Source organism: Butyrivibrio sp. TB (genome assembly GCF_900110805.1).
Taxonomy (GTDB): domain Bacteria; phylum Bacillota; class Clostridia; order Lachnospirales; family Lachnospiraceae; genus Butyrivibrio; species Butyrivibrio fibrisolvens_C.
In genome coordinates, this window is record NZ_FOER01000004.1 from 137,932 (window position 1) to 159,762 (window position 21,831).

A 21,831-nucleotide genomic window follows, 5' to 3' on the forward strand; every position below is an offset into this window, starting at 1 on the left:
ACACTGGCATCGATGTGGCATTAAAAAAGCAATATCCAAGTAATGCATAAACATGCACTTCTTTACTTTACCACATTAAAATAACAAAATAAAGAGAAAAAATGTCCATACATGAAAAACATTTGTCTTTGGTGGGCGCATTTTTTGTTAAATTTTTACATATCAATCAAACTGGTATTAATTATTTTTGCATAATTGGTAATATAATCAAGATCAGATCAGTGTTATATTATCTGAAACAAAAAGTCTGAGTGAATAATATCTCATCCATCTTTTGACATGCTTCATTACTTATCGTCATATGATGGCCAAGGAAACTTATGACACCTGACCCATATGATATTAATTCGCTTATAAAGGGAGGACATTATGAAAAAGACAGAAAAGAACCAAAGACTATTAAAGCTTGCATATGCAGGTCTTATGGCTGCACTTTGTTATGTAGGATATACAGTATTTCCTGCAATAGATGCGGCGGGAACCAAGATTCATGTAGGTAATGCATTTGTTGTGCTTGGAGCACTGCTTCTTGGCGGTGTATATGGCGGCTTTGCAGGTGCTATTGGACTTTCAATAGCGGATATCCTCGGCGGATTTGCAGCAACAGCTCCCAGAACATTTATCTGTAAGCTGCTTATAGGACTTATCGTTGGCCTTGTTGCACATAAAGTTGCAAGCATATCCCACAATCATGATAAGGCTTATATTGTAAGATGGTCCATAATTGCAGCAGTAGCCGGTCTTGCTTTTAACTGCGTGTTTGAGCCGGTCCTTAAATATATCTGGTATACCATTCTCATACCTAATGCAGACAAAGCCCAGTCAGCCATCGGTTCACTTCTTGCAGTTACCAGTACAGTAACTGTTATCAATGCTGTTACCAATTCCATAATAGGAGTGATCATATATCTTGCACTTCGTCCTGTTCTATTTAAGACAGGTCTTCTTGGAGCAGTAGATGGAAACTATTCTGAATCCAAAACAGTTGCATAAAAATGTATTTGACAAGTATATAAAAACTAATCTATACTATGTGGCGTAAGCTTATGCTTACATAAAATTAAATACTAATAATAAACTTCGGGGCTGGGTGCGATTCCCAACCGGCGGTATAGCCCGCGAGCCTTATGGCATGACCTGGTGAGATTCCGGGGCCGACAGTAAAGTCTGGATGAGAGAAGTAGGATTACCTTCGTACTTGTATCTATAGTTATAAGATTATATCAATATTGATGATATAGCTATTATTGTATGTAGCTACTTATTATCGGATTAGTAGTATTATCATAATTACTATTTATTGATATAAATACAGATATAGTATATGAATCTTTAAGATGGTGATGTGTCTCTTTCCGAAGGGGCACATTTTTTATTGGTTCTAAGGGGATAATTCTTATCATATTAGTCGGTATTCTTCTGGGCTTATCATATCTAAGCCATTTACTCATCATCTTATCGGATTCCCATATCCCCGAAGAAAAAGGGGGAACAATTGAATCAAAACAACCTAGTATGCACTGCTTCGCAGTATGTTAATTCCTCAATAGAATCTGATCTTGATCCGCAATATATGAGGCGAGCTATCGAACTGGCACTATCAGCCAAGGGACGTACTAATCCCAATCCCATGGTAGGAGCAGTGATAGTCAAGGATGGCAGAGTTATAGGTGAAGGCTATCATCACAGATATGGCGATCTTCATGCTGAAAGGGATGCTATAAGGCATCTTAAGGAAAGCGCTCAGGGTGGGACTATATATGTGACCCTTGAACCATGCTGTCATTATGGCAAGCAGCCGCCTTGCACATTGGCAATTGTAGAGGCAGGGATCAGTAGAGTTGTTATAGGTTCAAGAGATCCTAATCCTTTGGTGTCAGGTCAAGGGGCAGCATTTCTTAGAAAAAATGGAATAGAAGTAATAGAGGATTATCTTAGAGAAGAGTGTGATGGGATCAATCCTGTCTTTTTCCATTATATTGTGAACAAGGAGCCTTACGTTGCCTTAAAGTATGCGATGACAGCTGATGGAAGGATTGCTACAGACTTTGGGGACTCTAAGTGGATCACAGGTCAAAGGGCAAGAGCATACGTTCATGACCTAAGAAGCTACTACACAGGTATCCTTGCAGGGATAGGCACGGTTCTTGCAGATGACCCGTTGCTTACCTGCAGACTTTCCGGGGGAAGGAATCCTATAAGGATCATAATGGATAGTCATCTCAAGATTCCTCTTGACTGCAACCTTGTTAAAAGTATAAATGAAGCCCCGTTGATAGTAGCCTGTCTTGATAAGTATCTTACTGATAATGAGAATTATGAAGAAGAAAAAGAAGATGATGAAGATAAGGTAAATAAAGACAAAGAGGATAAAAAAACTAAAGATAAAGAATCTGATCATAAAGATGCTAAAGATAACGAGGCAATTAGAAAGAAAATCGCTGCTCTTAAATCTATGGGAGTAACAGTACTTGGAGTTGCCGCGCAAGGCTCTGGCGGATTCACCCAATATGATCTTGAAGATGATCATAAAGATAATCACGAAGAAGATCATAAAGAGAATTATAAGGCTGATCATAAAGCTATTCCAACCCATGAGACTAAAGCTGAATGGGCGGATGATTCAGGTGAACATATAAGCGTTGAAGACCTTTTGTACAAGCTTGGTAAGTTAAAGATAGACGGAATCTTAGTAGAAGGTGGCAAGCATATAAATGCAGCTTTTATCGCGGCAGGGAAGGTCAATAAGATATACACATTTGTAGGAGCACAGATTGTCGGCGGAAGCGGCACTTATACCCCAGTTGCAGATATTGGCATTTCGAAGATGGAAGAAAGCATAAGGCTGTCCGATCCTGAGATAAGAGCTTTTGATACAGATGTACTTATCGAGTACGAAGTTCAGCAAAAATCCAATACTAAAAAGATTAAAAATATATAAAGCCTCATATCAATGATAGATAACATACTAAAAGTAAAAAAATAATAGTAGGAATAAATAATAGCAAAGGAAAGCCATGTTTACAGGAATAATCGAAGAAAAAGGAAAACTTCTTGCAAAGCAACTTAATGGCAGCAGCTCGTACATTAAGGTAGGAGCATCCAAGGTTCTTGAAGGAACAAAGATAGGAGACAGCATAGCAGTTAACGGCGTATGCCTTACAGTCACTTCCATGGACGATACATCATTCACGGCAGATGTCATGCCGGAAACTCTTAACAGGACAGGGCTTGGAAGTCTTAAAAATATGGAGCATGTCAATCTTGAAAGAGCGATGGCAGCAGACGGCAGGTTTGGCGGTCACATAGTCAGTGGCCATATAGACGGAACGGGCAGGATCGTATCACTTATACGAGATGGCATAGCTATTCGCGTAACTATAGAAGCTTCTGAAGATATCTTAAGCCTGATCATAGAAAAAGGTTCCATCTGTATAGATGGCATCAGCCTTACTGTTACTGATGTTGGTAGTAAGACCTTCAGCGCATCAGTCATCCCACATACAGGATTCCAGACAACTCTTCTTGATAAGAAAAAAGGAGATATCGTCAATCTGGAAAATGATGTTATTGGAAAATATGTCATGAAGCTTCTGGGAATGACAGGCAGCCATGTCAAAGAAAATAGAAGTGATCTAAAAACGGAAGGTTTAACAGGATCTTCTCATAATACAAATACGCTGTCGCATAGTGGTATAACAATGGATTTTCTTGAAGAACACGGATTTTAATATACCACGCTACTAAAGTAACAAGACTGAGTAATGAATAGAAAGAAGGATAGAATATGAACTCAAATTTTGACCAGACATCTGTAGTTAAGGCTCTTGAAGATCTTAAGAATGGCAAGATCATAGTAGTTGCAGACGATGATGACAGAGAGAATGAAGGAGACCTTATCTGCGCTGCAGAATATGCAACTCCGGAGAATCTCAACTTCATGGCCAGTATCGGTAAGGGCCTTATCTGTATGCCCATGAGCGGCGACATAGCAGCAAAGCTTAATATACCGATGATGGTAACAGACAATACAGACAATCACGAGACAGCATTTACAGTATCCATAGACCATGTAGATACCAGCACAGGAATTTCAGCTTACGACAGATCGCTTACAGCTATGAAGACAGTATCTGATGATGCAAAGCCCGAGAACTTCAGAAGACCTGGACATATGTTCCCTCTTGTGGCCAAAAAGGGCGGAGTCCTCATCCGTAATGGACATACCGAAGCAACCGTAGATCTGATGCGACTTGCAGGCCTTAAGGAGTGCGGCCTTTGCTGCGAGATAATGCAGGAAGATGGTCACATGATGAGAGCAGATGGGCTTAAGAGACTCTCAAATGAATACGGACTTACTTTTATCACGATCAAAGATATCCAGGACTATATCAGAATCCATGAAAAGCACGTTGTAAGAGAGGCAACAGTCAATCTTCCTACGCAGTATGGCATGTTCAAGGCATACGGCTATGTCAGCGATGTTACTGGTGAGCACCACATCGCACTGGTTAAGGGCGATATAGGAGATGGAGAGGGTGTGCTGTGCAGGGTGCATTCTGAGTGCCTTACAGGTGATGTTTTCGGATCCCTTAGGTGCGACTGTGGCAAGCAGCTCTCAGCGGCTCTTTCACAGATAGAGAAAGAAGGCAGAGGCATCCTTCTATACATGCGTCAGGAAGGAAGAGGCATAGGTCTTATCAATAAATTAAAAGCCTATGAACTTCAGGAACAGGGCAGAGATACAGTAGAAGCTAATCTGGAACTTGGCTTTGCACCTGACCTTCGCGAGTACTGGGTAGGAGCTCAGATACTAAGAGACCTTGGAGTTAAGTCCCTTAACCTCCTGACCAACAACCCCAGCAAAGTGTACGGCCTTGACGGACTTGGCCTTTCTATAAACAAGCGCATCCCCATAGAGATAGAAGCCCAGCAGTACGATGAGTTCTATATGCTTACTAAGGAAAAGAAAATGGGCCATATCTTCCTAAATGAGAGAACCAAGAAGATACAGCCCAAATATGCAGGTTAAGTTCTAAAAACAAAAGCTAATAAAACTTGCAGAACAAAATCCAGAACAAAGAACTAATAATAATTGCAGGCTGAGATCTAATAAAAATAATAACAATAGCAGGATATCAGCAAATGATATCAAGGTAATCATTTGAACTGATAGCCATGCACTAGCATAAAATTAAAAAAGTAAAGAAAGAAGGACATGAAATGAGCACAAATTTACTTGAAGGAAAACTTGTAGCAAAAGAAGGAATGAAAGTCGGAATCGTAGCATCCAGATTTAACGAGATCATAGTCAATAAGCTTGTTGGAGGAGCTCTGGATGGACTCAAAAGACACGGCGTAGATGAAGACAATATCGTGACAGCATGGGTACCGGGAGCTTTTGAGATCCCACTCATCGCACAGAAGATGGCAGCAAGCGGCAAGTATGACGCTGTTATTGCAGTAGGCGCAGTTATAAGAGGATCAACATCTCACTACGATTATGTATGCAATGAGGTATCCAAGGGCGTTGCACAGGTAGGCCTGTCTACAGGTGTTCCGGTACTCTTTGGAGTAGTAACTACAGAGAACATCGAGCAGGCAATAGAAAGAGCCGGATCTAAGGCAGGCAATAAAGGTTACGACTGCGCTCTTTCAGCTATAGAAATGGTAAACCTTATAGACAAGATCTGATCATATCATATTTCATAAATGTATCTCATGAATATATCCCTTCGGCCATTTTGGAACCGGCAGTTTATAACCTATCAGTTTCGGCAAGGCAGAAGGGATTTTTGTGGTTGATTCAGCAATAATAATGTAAAATAGGTCGTGAGGTTCAAAAGACATTTTTTTACAGAGGGAATCATATGGGAGAGAACGAACAGAACACTAATATAACAAATGGTCCGGCTGTGCCTGAGTATATTGCCAAAGAGGCTATCAAACAACAGAAAAAAAATAATGACAACCACAGTGCTACATGCAAGGCTTTATGTACTGCATCTCTTGTGTGCTGGGCACTGGCCAATCTGATACTTATCGTGAGTAATCAGTTCTTTGATCTATTAATAGATGTCATGGCTATGTTCACCGAAGCTGTACCGGGCTTGTTGCTTATATCCGGATATGTCCTTGCTATAGTCGCGATAGTCAGGTATCCCAGAAGTACTTTTGCCAGAGTGCTTGTCATCATCTATATAACGGAGCTTATATTATTATTCTTGATGATGCTATTACTCGTTATCGCATGCTCAAGCGCGATTGGTAGTTGCGGCGGAGAGTTTATTTCCTGTCTTGAGATGGGGTGATCATGTATCGTTTAATGATTTTATCATCATTTGTGCTGGGACTTTTGTCCGCAGCGGTTGTACTTAGAAGACAAAATGTAAAGGCATCTATCATAGGATTGTCCGTGATTTTAGAGATGGCTCTCACATTTTATATGGCGTTTATCATAACTGCAATACTATCAGGAACCAAGAGTTGCGGCCTTAATAGTACGGGAGGAGCTTTAGGACTTATACTTGGAGTTATAATATTTGGACTTATAACACCTCAGTACAAAAAAGATTTCTGGATAGCATATACCCTAAGCCTTCCACTTATGTACGGAATTGGCAAAATAGGCTGTGCTTTTGCCGGATGCTGTGCCGGCATTCACTACGATGGCATATTTCACGTTGTTACAGACAAAGGGAATCTTTTTCCGGTGCAGATAACTGAAGCGGTTATCTTTATACTTATATATATTATTTCTATGATCATATACTATAAAGATATATATGATCCCTTCGCATCATCTGTTATATATGCTGTAGTCAAGATGCTGCTTGATTTTCTGAGAGATACGCATGAAGATAAGATTATCAGCGCCAATCAGATAATGTGCCTTGCGATAGTTATAATACTAATAGTATATATAATTGTAAGAAAGCATCAGAGATTCTTAAAAAAGGATATTTAGTATCAAAATTTGCTTGTTAAGTATGCCTAATAATATGATGTATTGGTCAAAAGTGACTTTTGACACTAACCTCATAAGATAAGAAACGGAGTTACAGATTTGCTGGAAGTAAAACGCAAGAACAGTTGCAAGCCAGGTTCTTGATCTTTTTTCTGACAACAAGGACAATCTTGAAGTTCTGATCAGGAAGCGTCGCAGTGAGCTAAATGCATGAATTACAAAAATAAAGATTATAGCCTTCTGATTTTATAAATCCGGAGGCTATTTTTTATATAAATGAACCTTTTTGACGCCTTATTACGATATATCTGTGAAAGGATTAATGAAAGCTTTCAAAATACAAGACGTCTTGAAAAACTATGGTGATCAAATGAAACAAACAGAACTTGAGTATGTAATAGAAAAGTATGGCAGGGATATATATTCTTTTTGCTGTTATCTTACCAAAAGCCGGCAGGAAGCAGATGATCTCTATCAGGACACTTTTTTAAAAGTCATGGAAAGTCCCAAACTTCAAAGCGGATATGATGATATGAAAACTATGTTACTATCTGTTTCTGTAAATCTTTGGAAAGATAAGAAAAGGAAATTTGCCTGGAGAAAGAAGATTGAAGAAGAAAAATATCTTCCGCAAGCTCAGCTTGATATCAGTCCGGAATATTCTGATCAACTGGAGGAACGCATCATAAGAAATGAAGATGGAGCTTTCGTGAGAAAATGTGTAGCAGCACTTCCGGAAAAGATGAAAATTGTGGTTCTACTTTATTATATGGAGAACAGAAAGATAGCAGAAATATCAGAACTGCTTGGCGTTCCTGAGGGAACTGTTAAGAGCCGGCTCCATCAGGCGAAGGCTTTGCTCTTTAGAAAACTGACTGAAAGCACGGGTGAGGAGGTAATTGCCAGATGAAAAATATGGATGATGTATTATATGAAGCACTTTCTCCTATGGAGAAACCATCTATCAACCTGAACCGGAAAATATTAGAAGCTAACAAGGAGATTAACATGAAAAGAATTGTTCCGCTTAAACATAAGTTTTCATTATCTGCAGCAGCTATTTTTGCTTTGGTGATTGCACTTTCTTCCGTAACAGCATATGCTGCTCTGAAATACTTATCAGCACAGGAAGTGGCATCAGCTCTATCTGAGAATAAACTTGCTGAAGGTTTTGGCTCGGATAATCTTCTAAAGGAAGCGCAAACTCAGCATTTTGAGGACTATGATGTAACTCTCCTTGGGCTTGTATCAGGTCAAAATCTGTCTGAATACATCTCTATAGATAATGGAGAAATAATCAGTGATAATACATATGCTGCTGTTGCGATCAGTAGAGCAGATGGTTCTCCTATGCCTGACACATCAAGCGATGATTATGGAAAAGAAGACTTTCTGGTATCACCATATATTGAGGGCTTAGATCCTGCCCAGTATAATATTTTTTCACTGAATGCAGGAGGGTATTTGGCTGTTGTAGAAAACGGAGTTCAGTATAGAATCATGGAAGTTGAAAACATTGAAGCATTTGCAGATCGTAAAATATACTTAGGTGTATCTGATGGATCTTTCTATAATTCTGAGGCTTATATTTACGATACAAATACCGGTTCATTATCAAGGAACAGTGACTACAGCGGTGTGAATGCCCTGTTTGTCCTTCCAATTGAAGCTTCAAAAGCTGATCAGGATAAAGCAAATGCTATTCTTGAGAAGATCAATAATCCGGATGAGGCTGATGAGAATGAACTTTCTCAGAAACTGCCTGCAGATGTAGAAGAATTCATGGCAAAGCTGACTATAGACAATATTGATGAATATGCCGAGCCGGTAGAATCCACAAGACAGATACTTACTCCTGATAAGGATGGCTTAATAAATTATGAGTACGTGATTCCTTCAGGCGGCTCCGGAAATGGGTGTGTGGCAGTCGATGATCTGTTTCCTGATGGTGTGGCAGGCATGAGTGACAGATTTGGATGGGCATCATCAGAAGGATTATCAGATCTTTGGATAGAAACATATACTCTCAATGAGGATGGGACAGTTACTTTTGTAATATATGTACCCAAGAGCTGATAGATCATTATAACCGTAAAGCGTTGTAGTATGTCATAGATCATATTATTCAAAGATAATAATTATGACAACACCTCCAAGAAAATATATACTAATGTAAGTAAAACTATATTAATTGGTATATGGAGATTAAACAAAATGATGAGAAAAGCTTTTGGGATATTCCTTTCACTTGCCCTTGTATTGTCAGCTTGCGCCAGCCCTGATCTTGACAAGAAACAGAGCGGAGCGGATCAGGCAGTAGAGGCAATAAGCGAAGATGACTCTGATACAACTGATATTGAACAGCAGAAGGAAGAAGAAAACAAGATCCTGGAAAAGTTCAAAAATTTAGCCGAAGAGACTTTTCCGGAGAAGATTCAGAGAAGCCTTAGCTGGGAGACCAAAGAGTGCAGTGATAATCTTATAGGGACCGTGACTGTGCCGATATTAGATGAAAACGGTATGCAGGATATATCCTGGTTTTGTGAAGATATATGCGATTGGATAGAAATCTGTCTGAATGAGATTACCTATGACGAAGCACCATGGATCTATAGAGAAATAATTGTGAATTTTGGTTCGTCATCAGATTCTTTTAACCCATCTTTTTATATATGTAATCAATATAATAGAAAAACTCTATATAACGGCATATATGATTTTGTGGACTATAAGCTTAATAATCCAGATTCTCAGTCAGATAGACAGACTGATTATGGTGCGCTTATATTTGATGATAAAGCAAATACAGAAGATTTTTCAGATTATGAAGCAGATAGTTCATATCAAACGGGCAATGGAATCACATACGAGATGGTTCCGGTTGATAGAGCTGCCGGTAGTAGTTATTTCTACTTGATTTCTTATAAGAATGGGAGAGATGAGTCGATAGTGATAAATGATAATCCCTTTAATGGAAGCGGTGGAGAGTCAACCTGGATCACATTTATTGATGACACATGCCTTGGCTTTGCCTGCCTTACATATAGTGGTGGAGATTACGCCCTTTTGTTCAGAACTACAAATGGAGGACATTCATTTAAGCAGATCAATTATCCATCAGCCAAGATCGAGCTTTCAGATGGAACGGTCTATAATCCTTTTGTCATTCCTGAGAAAGTTTGGTCAGAAGATGGGAATCTATATATGCTTGTAGGGCAGAGCCAATGGTCGGGTGATTATTACAGCGAAGAGCTTGGCAAGTATCCATCCGGATTGTACATATCCCATGATTATGGAGCGAGTTTCGAGTATCTTGGGGAGCAGTAAGCTTTATGAATCAGCCTATGTAATTGTGACAAAACTGTAATGTAAAAGCTTCCGCATTGTAATATGATGGTAGTGACAATAACCGGGACACTGATTTTGAGGAGATATCCATGAAGCTGTTCTTGCTGGAAGATGATGATGCAATTGCAATGGGGCTTAAGTACTCACTGGAAAAAGAGAATTACGAAGTGGTTCATGCAAGAACCAAGAGCGAGGCGCTGAGCACATTTGCAGAAAATGAATATGACCTTTGCATACTTGATATCAATCTTCCTGACGGAAACGGATACGATGTCTGCAGATATATTAAAGGAAAAGAAGATGTACCGGTAATCTTCTTAACAGCCAGCGATGCAGAAGTCAACGTAGTCATGGGACTTGAAATGGGAGCTGATGATTATGTATGTAAGCCCTTTAGGATCAATGAACTAATGGCCAGGATCAAAACAGTGCTCAGAAGAAGTGGCCATGGCAGAGAGAATAACGCAGATAATGAAGGCATTCTTCAGATTCAAAATGTTCGTATATATATAAGTGAAGCCAAAGTTGGAATAGTCAACGACACAGGCAAAGAGGAGATGGCTGAGCTAACAGCACTGGAATATAGGCTGCTTCTTGCCTTTTGCAATAATAGAGGAACTGTCATGACAAGAAGCCGCCTCCTTGAAGATATGTGGGATGTTAACGGAGATTTTGTTAACGACAATACACTCACTGTCTATATCAAAAGACTAAGGGATAAAATAGAAAAAGATCCATCCAATCCCCAAATCATAAAGACAGTACGCGGACTTGGTTATATTATTGATAAATAAAATATATAATTACTAAAACTTCTCACTTGGACGGACCAGCATCCCCAAAGCCTTTACAGTGATAGGCAGTATATAAGTTATTGTCACGCTTTTTAATCATTTTATAGAATTCATGAGTGTGATATCTGTAGCTTTTTATTCTGCCAGGGGTCCACATGTTTGAGCGAAGCGAGTTTGGACCCCAGAATAAAAAGCTACAGATATCATGCCATGAATTCATAAAATGATTAACAGTGTGAAAATGACTTATATACTGCCTATCACTGTAAAGGCTTTGGGGATGCTGGTCCGTCCAAGTGAGACGGTTGCTAATAACCTTTTGTACTAAAACCGGAGAAAACCTATATGCTTAAAGACAAAGATTTACGGACAATGATCATGGCAGCAGCGCTGGTTACTCTTATAGCTTCTATATGCGGGTATGCACTTTATGGCATAGCCGCATTTATTCTACTTACCGGGCTTGGAAGTCTTATAACAGGCGGCTTTGTCTATATAACCAAGAAAAGGTATGAAGACATCAGTGCTCTTAGCTCCTATCTTGAGAAAGTACTTGCAGGCGGAGAGACTCCCAATATCCTGGATCAGGAAGAAGGTGAGCTGTCACTATTAAAAACCAATATCTATAAAGCCACATCAACCCTTCGCCATCAAAAAGAACTTCTTTCCAAAGATAAAGTGGCTCTGTCCAATGCTATTGCAGATATCAGCCACCAGCTCAAAACTCCGCTTACATCTATGATAGTGATGAATGATCTATTAATGACAGAAGATGATAAGCATAAACGAACTGAATTTCTTACGACTCAGTCCCATCAGCTTGACAGAATGAACTGGCTTATACAGACGCTTCTAAAACTATCAAAAATAGATGCAGGTACTATCACTATGAAGCCGGAAGCTGCAAGGGCAGACGAGCTTATCACAGAAGTGATGAAACCTTTTGAGATTCAGCTTGAGCTTAAAAACATCTCATATCACCATGATAATAAAAAGATGCTCATAAAATGCGACAGAAACTGGACCATAGAAGCTCTTCAGAATATTGTGAAAAATTGCATTGAACATATAGATGAAGGCGGGAATCTTGAAATATCTGCAAACGAAACCAACATTTATTCAGAAATAGAAATAAAGGATAATGGCTGCGGAATTGCAGAAGATGAGCTTCCACACATTTTTGAAAGATTCTATAAGGGTAGTAATGCGGGAAAAGACAGTGTTGGAATAGGGCTTGCTCTTTCAAAGACTATAATCACAAGTCAGCATGGCGATATCCTTGTAGAGAGCAGGCAAGGAGAAGGAACCAGGTTCAAAGTTAGATTCTACAAGACAATCCTGTGAAAGAGGAAGACAATATATGTATGTATACAGACGTAGTATCTACAATGGATTGCAGATCTATCTGGCATTAATCATAAATGTAGAGATATAAGTATATATGACTAAATTGTAATCTAATAGTCATTTGATAGTAAGGTCTTTACGATAATCTATTCTCAGAACAGCAAAACACAAGTGAACAAGAAAAGATTGCAAAGGTGAATGATTCTTTTGGCAATTTCATCAAATTAATAGAAAAACTATTACCGATTAAGTTCACTTAGTATAGTAGATGTTTTTGCACTGAGAAAGGAGAAAAGTATACAATGAATATTTTGGAAATCAGAAACTTATGTAAAGTGTATGGACAAGGAGAGACAAGAGTTGATGCTCTTAAAAATGTCTCTTTTGACGTAGAACAGGGAGAATTTGTGGCGATCGTGGGGCCTTCAGGATCAGGCAAGTCTACACTTATGCATATACTTGGCGGAGTGGATGTACCCACATCAGGAACCTGTAATATCGCAGGAACTGACATAGGTAAGCTTGATGAAACCAAGCTTGCTATCTTTAGAAGGAGAAATATCGGATTAATATATCAGTTTTACAATCTTATCCCAATCCTCAACGTTGAAGAGAATATGACACTTCCGATCCTTCTTGACGGCAAGAAGCCTGATAAGGATCTTCTTAATGAACTCGTAGACAAGCTAGGGCTAAAAGCAAGATTATCACACCTTCCAAACCAGCTGTCAGGCGGGCAGCAGCAAAGAGTCTCTATAGGAAGAGCACTCATGAATCATCCGGCTCTTCTTCTTGCAGATGAGCCTACAGGTAACCTTGATTCTGAAAACAGCAAGGAGATCATTTCTCTTCTTAGGAAGTTCAATAAGGAAAACAATCAGACAGTTATCATAATAACTCATGATGAGAGGATAGCTCTATCAGCAGACAGAGTGATCACTATAGAAGATGGCCATATTACCAGAGATTCAAAGAAAGACGGGGTGATGGCATCATGAATATCATATACAGGCTAACCCTAAGGCATCTTCTTGAGAATAAAAAAAGGTCCGTTGTTACAATCCTTGGCATTGCCACTTCAACAGCCCTCATCAGTGCAATACTTCTGGGAGTTTTCTCTTTCTTTAACTTTTTTGGCTATATATCAGTTCAGACTTCCGGCTCTGCAAATGCTTCTTTTGACGAAGTGTCCAGAGCCCAGTATCAGGCGCTTCTTAAAGATAAGAGCCTTAAAACTGTTGGACTTAGAGAACTCGACGAGGAGAAGACAGGCGTACGTCTTATAACAGATACAGAAGAAAGATATAAAGTTGGCAATATAGAGCATGCAACCATGGGAGATTATTCTATGAGTGTTGTCTCTGATTACGATGGTACACTTCCATCAGATTCAACAGAGATCGCTGTAGAAGAGCAGTTCCTAAAAGATAATGGTCTTGATCTGAAAGTAGGCGATACTCTCACATTTGAGGAAGGCTACAGATATATTGATGATGATCTTGAAGGCTTTTCTTATCTGGGAGGTAACTACAGATCAGGTGAACGCTTTGAAAAAAAGTCTGTTGAGACCTGCACTATTACTGCTATCTTGCATGGTAACAGGCCTACCAAGGATTGGGACATCCTTAGGGGACTTGATGAAGATTATTATCCTTCTCAGGATAAAGCGCAGGTTTTTATAATGCTGGATAAGTGCGACAGCTCTGCCATCAGACAGGTCAAAGACCTTGCAAAAAAGTATGGAATAGAGAAGTATACTATAAATACAGAATATATGCTAAGCAGGTTTGCTTTTGAAGGAAGCGGCGGATCTTACAAGAGCTTTTTTGTAATGCTGGGGATTGCACTTGCTATAGTTATTGGAACTTCAATTATATTGATATTCAACTCAATAGGTATGTCTCTTACAGAGAGAATGCGATATCTTGGAATGCTGGCAAGCGTTGGTGCAACTGCAAGGCAGAAGAGATTTTCAATCTACTACGAAGGATTCGTCCTTGGAATGGTCGGCATCCCTCTTGGACTATTATTTGGTTATATTGGAACCAGGATTACACTTGCTGCTTTAGGAAGCAGGATCCTGGAAGCAGATATACTTGCAGGCGCAGAAGGAATGAGAGGTACGATTCCGATAGTAGTACAGATGCCTGTGGTTATAGCTATAGTCTTTTTTGCGGCACTTACAATTCTGATATCTGTGCTGGTACCCGGCATTAAGGCAGCCAGGATCATGCCTATTGATGCTCTTAGACAGAGCACGACTATCAAGGTAAAGGCAAGAAAGCTTCGCGTAAATCCTCTTGTTAGCAAGATATTCGGCTACGAAGGAGAGCTTGCCTATAAGAATATCAAAAGAAACGGAATAAAGGGCAAGGTTATTACAGTCTCTATTGCAGTTTCTATAATTCTTTTTCTCACAATTAACTTTATGTGCAGATCAATTGCAAGGGCTAATAGATACGACGTTGATATTCCTTATCAGATCATAGCATCCTGTTCGCTCGATGAAAGCGACAGACTTAGAAGCCGTATCCAAGAAATAGACGGAGTAGAAGCTGTCTATAGCGCCGGCATGATCCATTTTACATTTAAGAAAAAGCCTGATGACATACATACAACTCTTGCAAACACTGATATAGCAAATAGGGACTTCCTTACAGAGAGCTTTAGGGATAAGCCGGATGCATTTGACCTTTATACTATGGCTGTAGCAATAGTTGATGATGACGATTTTGACAAGATACTGGATGAGAATGGTCTTTCAAGTGATGATTATTATTCCGGACAATTGCGAGGCGTCCTTCTAAACAGCTATTTCCATGAAGAAAATGATGAGCCTGTTTTTAATGATAAGATCATAGGTCAGAGCCTTCATTATGATGAAGCTTTAGGATTCCCACCTGCGATCGAAGTTGCAGCTATTGTACCGTATAGTGATGACAATAAGGTTTATAAGTACACACCTGCTGGTATGATGACAGTCTATGTACCAAGGTCAGTTTATTATGATAAGGCCAAAGAGGTGCTGCCAGCTGATAAGCTCACTCTCGATCTTGGCGTAGAGTGTAGTAATAACGAAGAAGTCTTTGCTAAGATCAATGAGATTTTGAACGGGGAAGGTTATCATAACTATTTCTGTCAGGATCTTACAGGCTCTCTTAAGATCATGGACACTATTACCCTTATGCTGAACACTGCTATGTACGGCTTTTCCATACTATTAACTCTCATAGCCGTTGCTAATATTGTTAATACTATCTCTACAGGAGTACTCCTTAGAAGGAAAGAGTTTGCAATGTACAAGTCTGTGGGTCTTGATAACAAAGGTTTTAAGAAGATGATATGGCTTGAAGTATTCCTTTATGGCTTTAAGGCTCTATTATGGGGACTTCCATTATCTCTTTTCATAAGCTATATGATGTACCGTTCATTTGACTCAGCGCTTTATGCCTTTAAGCCCAATCTGGATTTCTATGTCGTAGTTACAGTTGCGGTATTTGGAATACTTGGTATCAGCATGGCCCTTAGCATCCATAAGATCAAGGACGACAATATAATCGAAACGTTAAAAGAAGATGCGGTATAAATACTGACGGGAATAGAAGTACATCCGTGTACTTCTGGACATTCCCCTATTACATCCTGTAACGTCGGGATATGTGGCTTATATCTAGTATAAAAAAGCAATATATGGGAAGAGAATAATTAGCAATAATTGTAAAATGAATAGTGCATAAGGTATTATTTTCTTATCTGCTCACGATCTATTTTGTGGGCAGACCATATTTTTTAGGGGGATACAGCTATGGAGGCACTATTTCATATACCGGGGCTTAGGTATAATTTTCCACTTAATATGTTACTTATAGACATGCTTGAAAGATTTCCAAAGTATTTCAGAGAAGGTGTTAAGATTTCGTCTGTCTTTGGCGATTTTCCAGCATCACTTTGGAGTAGCGGCAGATACAGCGCAGGAGATCAGTGCGCAAGAGAATATGTAACAGGCGTTGTAAGAGCTATTAATGCCAAGAACGTTGCTGTAAGATATACCTATACCAATCCGACTATCACAGAAGCTGATCTTGAGAACGAGTACTGCAATTTCTGCCTTGATCAGATCGATACCAAAAAGAAGATGAACGGAGTTCTTGTAGTATCTCCTATTCTTGAAGAGTATATCAGAAAGACTCATCCAAACCTTAAGCTCAACAGCTCTACCTGCAAGTGCATCAGAACTATTGACGGTGTTAATGAGGAGTTGAAAAAAGACTATAACCTCGTAGTCCTTGATTACAATATGAACAACCATTTTGATGAACTAGACAAGATCATCGACAAGGAAAGATGCGAAGTTTTGATCAACGCCTGCTGCATACCGGACTGCCCCAGAAGAGCAGAGCATTACAGAGTTATAGGCGAAAATAACAGAATCACATTAGAGAACAGAAAGCTTCCAAAGGATAAGCAAAAACCCCTTATTCCATGGGAGTGCTCCTACGGCGATAACTCAATGCCGTCCATTACAAGGAAGTACAAAACTCACATAAGCCCTGATGCAATATGGGAAAAATATATCCCAATGGGCTTTAAGAACTTTAAGATCGAGGGTAGGACAGCTAACATCTTCTCCCTTGTTAAGACATATGCCTACTACTTCGCAAAGCCTGAGTACAGGGATGATGTAGAGCTCCTCCTTCTTACAAACCTTGCAGCGAACAAGATCATAAATCTCGCAAAACCCAAGGCTGTGAGAGAGTAAATAAGCCAGATCGTCCATATATTAAGACAGCGTCCCCTTCGGATTTGCCGGAGCTGACAGTTCCGGCAAATCCGAAGGGAATTTTATTTTTATGTTTTATTTTACTATTGAATAGATTCTGAAGACTCCCGGATCTGTGCCAAGCTTGAATACAGCTTCGTCGCCTTCAAAATAGAGCGGTTCTATACGGCTATTCTCCATAGGGAAGCGCTTGGGAGATGCTTCTAAGGCTTTGGCGCCTGCTACGTGTACGAGTATTTCTTCATGCTGGACGTTGTCCATTACATATGGATATATGATGAAGGAATCGTTGTCGTAGTTAAAGAGGCTGATCTTGGAGGGGCCTTCGAACCATACTCCGTTTACAGGAAGTGCCTGTCTTATGCGGCTAAGGACTTCTGATGGCAGTCTGTAGTAGTCGGGGAATGCGTCAGGTGCTGCAATAGTCCAGATGTGTCCGTCGCAGTAGTCATCTCTAAGGAGGATTCCGTAGCTTTCTTCATCGTGGGATGCCTTAACAACTGCCCAGGTCGAGTTATTCCTGAACTCAGCTACAGGGATAGTTACAGGCTTATCGCTGTAAGGGAATGAATAAGTTGAATGTCCTTTTGTAGCGGCGCTTTCAACTCTATATCTGTTTGCGCTTATCTTCCTTCCACGAAGTCTTATTGATGTAAGGTCATAGCCCTTTTCACCTACTGCTTCCCAGAATCCTGTTGTTACAAGGACGTTGCCTCCCTTTTCTCTAAGGTACTTCTCAAGCTTTTCAATAATATCAGGATCATAAGCTGACGATCTTGTGAGCATGATCTGATCTTCTTTGTCCGGAAAATAAGGACTGCACACTATAGGAAGTCCCACCATTCCAAGGAAGTCCTGAATGTTGTCTTCGCCCTGGCAGTTGTCAGGAAGATAACAGGTGATTCCAACAGGTTTGCCTGCCTTATCCATAACATCATCGAGCTTATCAAGCTGGAATCCAAGGGACGGCGTGAACATATTGTCATATATTGACTGGAAACAGAAGAGCATCAGTTCCTTTGGCTGTGAAAAGGCTGTAAGGTAAGCCTGCTCAAGATAGTGCTCCGTGATATGCATATCAAAAGTATCAAACCAGCCGCCGCCGTTGTGATCTGGCCACATATTCTCAAAATAGGTCATGAGGCTGTAGCTAAGGTATCTTGGCAGGTGTTGATCAGTCGATACAGGATCTCTTGTCTCTGTTCCTGTGTAGATGTTATCAAAAAGCTCGCGCTGTTCTTTAGGGTTATAGCCTGTTTCCTGATAGCTTTCTGCCCAGTTGGGATATTTTATAGTGATTTTGATATTCGGATTTTCTTTTCTTGCAGGAGCTATTATATCTTCTTTGCTGATTCTCTTTAGAAGATCAAGTCTGTATTCCTGCCATCCGCTTTTTATGCCGTGAGATTTATTAAAGTCATTTTTTTCTTTAACACATTCCGGGCACATGCAGTTAGTAAAGAAGAAATCATCTATTATAAATTCGTCAAAATGAGCCCCTAAAAAGCTTGTTACTTCCCTAAGCTTTGCTCTCATCTTGGGATCGTTATAACAGAAAGTGTCAAAAAGCCTGGCCTTTTCTTTGTCTCCTTCGGGAGTTGGGATTACAGTAGTGATTCCGCCTGAAACTATGATTCCGTGTCTTTCAAATACTCTCTTGCACATCTCTACCTGCTCGTGCGAAGCCATAAGACCGCGCCATGGCTCAAGGTATACTTTATCAAGTCTTATGTGCTTAAGTATAAAAGAAAGCTGTTTCTCAAGCTCTTCTTCTGTGATAGTAGCAGTTGCCTGAGCTACGAAGTACGTAGTCAGAGTGAAGTTACGATAGTTCCCCATAAAAAGTATCTCCTTCCTATATATTCAATTCAATTGATATTAATTATCACATGTATACTTTATGTATACAATATGTCAGTTTGAGTTTTGATTTGGACATTTCGTTGCATTTATGGTGCAGTTCGTCGGGTGAAATGTGCATTTCGTCAGAAAATTGAGACAGACATTTTTATTCATTGTATAGTGAACATGTAGCCGGCGCTTAGAAGGACCGAAAAGCAATGACATTATAGCTTTGTGCCTGTTGCAAATAAGTGAAACGTAATAGTAAATCACCCAAGAAATTTATTATTAACGGTTCATTGGAGTAGCCTTCATAAGAGGCTACTCCGAAAACTGAAAGACTTACTATCTTAAGTAAAGTCAGATGAATTAGTTAACATCCGTAAGCGTGGAAAAAGTGGGGATGAGCATTTGGGGAAATGCTCGAGTCAGAAGTTTTGCTATAAAGATAGCAGCAGGGTCCCGGGTAGAAATACCTGGGACCCTGTTCGTTTTTCAGATGGTTATCTGATGCTGAATAAAATAGTTGACATATATAGGCTGTCGATATAGTATATAGATAATCTACATACTATATCGGCGGCCTATATATTTTATAAAAGCTAAACATTTCAGATAACTACAACAAGGAGGACACTATGGCTATTGATAAATCTTTAATTTCCGGAAGCATGACTATGCTGATCTTAAAGCTCTTGTCTGAGAAAGACATGTACGGCTACGAGATGATCGACACTCTTCGCAAGAAATCTCAGAATATATTTGAACTTAAGGCAGGCACTCTTTACCCTCTTCTTCATAACCTTGAAGAGAATAATTTCGTAACGGTATATGAGCAGGAAGCTCTTGGCAAAGTCAGGAAGTATTACAGCCTTACCAAACAAGGTAAAAAAAAGCTTGAAGAAAAGACTCAGGAATGGAACACCTATCAGAAAGCGGTTTGTAACGTACTTGTAATGGAGGCTTGAAATGGAAGAATATTTAAAGGCAGTAATAGAACAGATCCGGTGTAAGAACGTAAGACCATATGTTGAGAGAGAACTGCGTGACCACCTGGAAGACCAGATTAATGACAATATCGCAAGCGGAATGGATAAGGATGAAGCTGTAAGGGCAGCAGTAAAGGATATGGGAGATCCCATAGAAACTGGAATCGCGCTTGATAGAGTTCACAGACCTAGTATTGCGTGGGGGATGATAGCTCTTGTGTTTGTTATAAGTATTGCTGCAGCGCTTATACACTTTGCAATTGCAAGTGGTGCTGAGGGTAGTGTTTATAACCAGTCCAGTAAAACGATGATCATGTTTGGAGCAGGTTTTCTTGTAATGCTTGCTATATATTTTGTTGATTATACGCATGTTGCAAGATTTTCAAAATTGATTGCTCTTTGTCTGATCGGTCTTTGTATCTATGCAAGAATGTTTGGAACATACATTAACGGAGCACAGTTATGGGTCAGAGCTTTCTTTATAGATATTAATGTTGAAGCTGTGATGATGCTGTATGTGCCTGTATTTGCAGGTATACTTTATAAATACAGGAATGGTAGTGCGACTTCAAGCAAAAGACATAGCGCAGTCTTTGATTTTATTAAGATACTTTTCTGGATGATCGTCCCTGTTTTTCTTGTAATGCAGATGCCTGCACTTGTAACAGCTCTTATGATGCTGATATCAATGCTTACACTACTTACCATCGCAACCTCTAAAGGCTGGTTCAAGGTTTCAAAGCCTACAGCAATAGCATCAATATGGGGCGTATTTGTAGGACTTCCGGTGATCGCATCTGTAGTCATGTTCTTTGGAAATGGATTAGCAGATTATCAGAAGGCAAGACTCGTAGCCTTTTTTACAGGCAGCGGCGAGGCAAGTTATCTTCCCAATATTCTTAGAAATGTAGTAGCATCCTGCAGATTCTATGGAAGTAACGGAGTAGATGCAAGTATTACAATACCTGAATATAACTCAGCATACGTTCTTTCATATATATCAATTACATACGGGCTGATCGCAGGAATACTTATTGCATGCGCACTTGCAGCTCTTATAGCAATTGTCTTTGGAATATCACTTAAGCAGAAGAATCAGCTTGGAATGCTCATGGGATGCGGCTGCGGAATGGTGCTTCTTGTAACTACTTTTATCAACATCTTTCAAAATCTTGGATGGTTCCCGCCTTCAAGAACATTCCTGCCACTTATGTCTTCCGGCGGAAGTTATATCATAGTTACGTATATACTAATAGGAATAGTTCTTAGTATATACAAATACAAGAGTATCTATCCAAAACATGTATCAGTAGACTATAGATTATTATAAAACTCAAACTTCACCCAAAATGATAAAAAACCGGCAACATGTGATAAAAAGTTGCTGGTTTTTCTTTGCCCACTAGTATAAACTTTAGATTGAAAGAGAAGAGGTCTAAAGTGAAAAATCAAAAAACATCAATCTTAAACATGACCGAGGGTAATCCGGTCGCACTTATAATACAATTTTCGATACCCATGCTTATCGGTAATCTGTTCCAGCAGCTTTACAACCTGGTGGATTCTATTATCGTAGGCCAATTCGTAGGTGCAGATGCCCTTGCAGCGATAGGAGCCACAGGATCTGTAACGTTTCTGTTTTTCGCGCTCTGCAATGGTATTGGCAGCAGCGGAATCACAGCCTGGATGAGGTATAGGTACTTCAAAAAGAGGATGGCAATCGATCAGTCGCTATAACATGCCATCATAATCTATAAACGGGAG

General features: G+C 39.7%; 19 protein-coding genes and 1 riboswitch. Of the genes, 18 read left to right on the forward strand and 1 reads right to left on the reverse strand.

Translation table 11 applies throughout. The annotated features are described in order from the left end of the window. The first annotated feature begins 369 nt into the window (after nt 1-369). From BMX21_RS04055 to BMX21_RS04125, 15 genes are all read left to right on the forward strand, one after another. On the forward strand, nt 370-993 hold the full coding sequence (locus BMX21_RS04055) for an ECF transporter S component (protein WP_022754000.1): 624 nt from the start codon (nt 370-372) through the stop codon (nt 991-993). Nucleotides 994-1,072: 79 nt separating this feature from the next. Further along, a riboswitch (FMN riboswitch) is annotated at nt 1,073-1,187 on the forward strand. Between the two features lie 308 nt (nt 1,188-1,495). Then, nucleotides 1,496-2,941, forward strand: coding sequence for a bifunctional diaminohydroxyphosphoribosylaminopyrimidine deaminase/5-amino-6-(5-phosphoribosylamino)uracil reductase RibD (gene ribD, locus BMX21_RS20140; protein WP_177173912.1), 1,446 nt, complete (start codon nt 1,496-1,498; stop codon nt 2,939-2,941). 76 nt (nt 2,942-3,017) lie between these two features. Then, nucleotides 3,018-3,731 carry a riboflavin synthase gene (locus BMX21_RS04065; protein ID WP_092041592.1) on the forward strand — a complete coding sequence of 238 codons (714 nt, stop codon included), beginning with the start codon at nt 3,018-3,020 and terminating at the stop codon, nt 3,729-3,731. Between the two features lie 56 nt (nt 3,732-3,787). Continuing rightward, the gene (locus tag BMX21_RS04070) at nt 3,788-5,032 is read left to right on the forward strand and encodes a bifunctional 3,4-dihydroxy-2-butanone-4-phosphate synthase/GTP cyclohydrolase II (RefSeq protein WP_092041597.1); all 1,245 of its coding nucleotides are present in this window, start codon (nt 3,788-3,790) and stop codon (nt 5,030-5,032) included. Between the two features lie 191 nt (nt 5,033-5,223). After that, nucleotides 5,224-5,694, forward strand: coding sequence for a 6,7-dimethyl-8-ribityllumazine synthase (gene ribH / locus BMX21_RS04075; protein ID WP_092041600.1), 471 nt, complete (start codon nt 5,224-5,226; stop codon nt 5,692-5,694). A gap of 176 nt (nt 5,695-5,870) precedes the next feature. Further along, entirely contained in the window at nt 5,871-6,311 is a 441-nt protein-coding gene (locus BMX21_RS04080; protein WP_092041603.1) for a hypothetical protein, read from the forward strand. A gap of 2 nt (nt 6,312-6,313) precedes the next feature. Beyond that, on the forward strand, nt 6,314-6,967 hold the full coding sequence (locus BMX21_RS04085; RefSeq protein WP_092041606.1) for a prolipoprotein diacylglyceryl transferase family protein: 654 nt from the start codon (nt 6,314-6,316) through the stop codon (nt 6,965-6,967). A 370-nt stretch (nt 6,968-7,337) separates the two neighbouring features. Beyond that, a complete protein-coding gene (locus BMX21_RS04090) occupies nt 7,338-7,877 on the forward strand; it encodes an RNA polymerase sigma factor (protein ID WP_177173913.1) in 540 nt (179 codons plus the stop codon). Continuing rightward, nucleotides 7,874-9,043, forward strand: coding sequence for a hypothetical protein (locus BMX21_RS04095; RefSeq protein ID WP_092041612.1), 1,170 nt, complete (start codon nt 7,874-7,876; stop codon nt 9,041-9,043). The genes BMX21_RS04090 and BMX21_RS04095 overlap by 4 nt, the downstream gene beginning before the upstream one ends. A gap of 138 nt (nt 9,044-9,181) precedes the next feature. Further along, nucleotides 9,182-10,294, forward strand: a complete 1,113-nt coding sequence (locus BMX21_RS04100) for a hypothetical protein (protein WP_092041615.1) — start codon at nt 9,182-9,184, stop codon at nt 10,292-10,294. A 110-nt stretch (nt 10,295-10,404) separates the two neighbouring features. Next, nucleotides 10,405-11,109, forward strand: a complete 705-nt coding sequence (locus tag BMX21_RS04105) for a response regulator transcription factor (protein ID WP_092041618.1) — start codon at nt 10,405-10,407, stop codon at nt 11,107-11,109. 345 nt (nt 11,110-11,454) lie between these two features. After that, complete coding sequence (locus BMX21_RS04110) at nt 11,455-12,453, forward strand: sensor histidine kinase (RefSeq protein WP_092041621.1); 999 nt, start codon at nt 11,455-11,457, stop codon at nt 12,451-12,453. 305 nt (nt 12,454-12,758) lie between these two features. Next, on the forward strand, nt 12,759-13,454 hold the full coding sequence (locus BMX21_RS04115) for an ABC transporter ATP-binding protein (protein ID WP_022756844.1): 696 nt from the start codon (nt 12,759-12,761) through the stop codon (nt 13,452-13,454). Continuing rightward, complete coding sequence (locus BMX21_RS04120) at nt 13,451-16,042, forward strand: ABC transporter permease (RefSeq protein ID WP_092041624.1); 2,592 nt, start codon at nt 13,451-13,453, stop codon at nt 16,040-16,042. The genes BMX21_RS04115 and BMX21_RS04120 overlap by 4 nt, the downstream gene beginning before the upstream one ends. 219 nt (nt 16,043-16,261) lie before the next feature. Further along, nucleotides 16,262-17,215: a hypothetical protein gene (locus BMX21_RS04125; RefSeq protein WP_092041627.1), complete on the forward strand. Its 954-nt coding sequence runs from the start codon at nt 16,262-16,264 to the stop codon at nt 17,213-17,215. 96 nt (nt 17,216-17,311) lie between these two features. Here BMX21_RS04125 and BMX21_RS04130 read toward each other — a convergent pair whose 3' ends face one another. Beyond that, nucleotides 17,312-19,075: a hypothetical protein gene (locus BMX21_RS04130; protein WP_092041633.1), complete on the reverse strand. Its 1,764-nt coding sequence runs from the start codon at nt 19,073-19,075 to the stop codon at nt 17,312-17,314. Nucleotides 19,076-19,716: 641 nt separating this feature from the next. On the opposite strand from BMX21_RS04130, the gene BMX21_RS04135 reads away from it, so the two are divergent. From BMX21_RS04135 to BMX21_RS04145, 3 genes are all read left to right on the forward strand, one after another. Next, nucleotides 19,717-20,046 carry a PadR family transcriptional regulator gene (locus tag BMX21_RS04135; RefSeq protein WP_022754015.1) on the forward strand — a complete coding sequence of 110 codons (330 nt, stop codon included), beginning with the start codon at nt 19,717-19,719 and terminating at the stop codon, nt 20,044-20,046. A 1-nt stretch (nt 20,047) separates the two neighbouring features. Continuing rightward, on the forward strand, nt 20,048-21,397 hold the full coding sequence (locus tag BMX21_RS04140; RefSeq protein WP_092041637.1) for an FtsW/RodA/SpoVE family cell cycle protein: 1,350 nt from the start codon (nt 20,048-20,050) through the stop codon (nt 21,395-21,397). A 110-nt stretch (nt 21,398-21,507) separates the two neighbouring features. Next, nucleotides 21,508-21,804 (forward strand): MATE family efflux transporter, encoded by a 297-nt coding sequence (locus BMX21_RS04145; protein ID WP_242952867.1) that lies wholly within the window; start codon nt 21,508-21,510, stop codon nt 21,802-21,804. The last annotated feature ends 27 nt before the right edge of the window (nt 21,805-21,831 follow it).

What these genes read in the sequence shown, in the direction of transcription:
- BMX21_RS04055 (WP_022754000.1), top strand. Translation starts at nt 370, where the DNA reads ATGAAAAAGACAGAAAAGAACCAAAGACTATTAAAGCTTGCATATGCA.
- BMX21_RS04065 (WP_092041592.1), top strand. Translation starts at nt 3,018, where the DNA reads ATGTTTACAGGAATAATCGAAGAAAAAGGAAAACTTCTTGCAAAGCAA.
- BMX21_RS04070 (WP_092041597.1), top strand. Translation starts at nt 3,788, where the DNA reads ATGAACTCAAATTTTGACCAGACATCTGTAGTTAAGGCTCTTGAAGAT.
- ribH (WP_092041600.1), top strand. Translation starts at nt 5,224, where the DNA reads ATGAGCACAAATTTACTTGAAGGAAAACTTGTAGCAAAAGAAGGAATG.
- BMX21_RS04080 (WP_092041603.1), top strand. Translation starts at nt 5,871, where the DNA reads ATGGGAGAGAACGAACAGAACACTAATATAACAAATGGTCCGGCTGTG.
- BMX21_RS04085 (WP_092041606.1), top strand. Translation starts at nt 6,314, where the DNA reads ATGTATCGTTTAATGATTTTATCATCATTTGTGCTGGGACTTTTGTCC.
- BMX21_RS04090 (WP_177173913.1), top strand. Translation starts at nt 7,338, where the DNA reads ATGAAACAAACAGAACTTGAGTATGTAATAGAAAAGTATGGCAGGGAT.
- BMX21_RS04095 (WP_092041612.1), top strand. Translation starts at nt 7,874, where the DNA reads ATGAAAAATATGGATGATGTATTATATGAAGCACTTTCTCCTATGGAG.
- BMX21_RS04100 (WP_092041615.1), top strand. Translation starts at nt 9,182, where the DNA reads ATGATGAGAAAAGCTTTTGGGATATTCCTTTCACTTGCCCTTGTATTG.
- BMX21_RS04105 (WP_092041618.1), top strand. Translation starts at nt 10,405, where the DNA reads ATGAAGCTGTTCTTGCTGGAAGATGATGATGCAATTGCAATGGGGCTT.
- BMX21_RS04110 (WP_092041621.1), top strand. Translation starts at nt 11,455, where the DNA reads ATGCTTAAAGACAAAGATTTACGGACAATGATCATGGCAGCAGCGCTG.
- BMX21_RS04115 (WP_022756844.1), top strand. Translation starts at nt 12,759, where the DNA reads ATGAATATTTTGGAAATCAGAAACTTATGTAAAGTGTATGGACAAGGA.
- BMX21_RS04120 (WP_092041624.1), top strand. Translation starts at nt 13,451, where the DNA reads ATGAATATCATATACAGGCTAACCCTAAGGCATCTTCTTGAGAATAAA.
- BMX21_RS04125 (WP_092041627.1), top strand. Translation starts at nt 16,262, where the DNA reads ATGGAGGCACTATTTCATATACCGGGGCTTAGGTATAATTTTCCACTT.
- BMX21_RS04130 (WP_092041633.1), bottom strand. Translation starts at nt 19,075, where the DNA reads ATGGGGAACTATCGTAACTTCACTCTGACTACGTACTTCGTAGCTCAG.
- BMX21_RS04135 (WP_022754015.1), top strand. Translation starts at nt 19,717, where the DNA reads ATGGCTATTGATAAATCTTTAATTTCCGGAAGCATGACTATGCTGATC.
- BMX21_RS04140 (WP_092041637.1), top strand. Translation starts at nt 20,048, where the DNA reads ATGGAAGAATATTTAAAGGCAGTAATAGAACAGATCCGGTGTAAGAAC.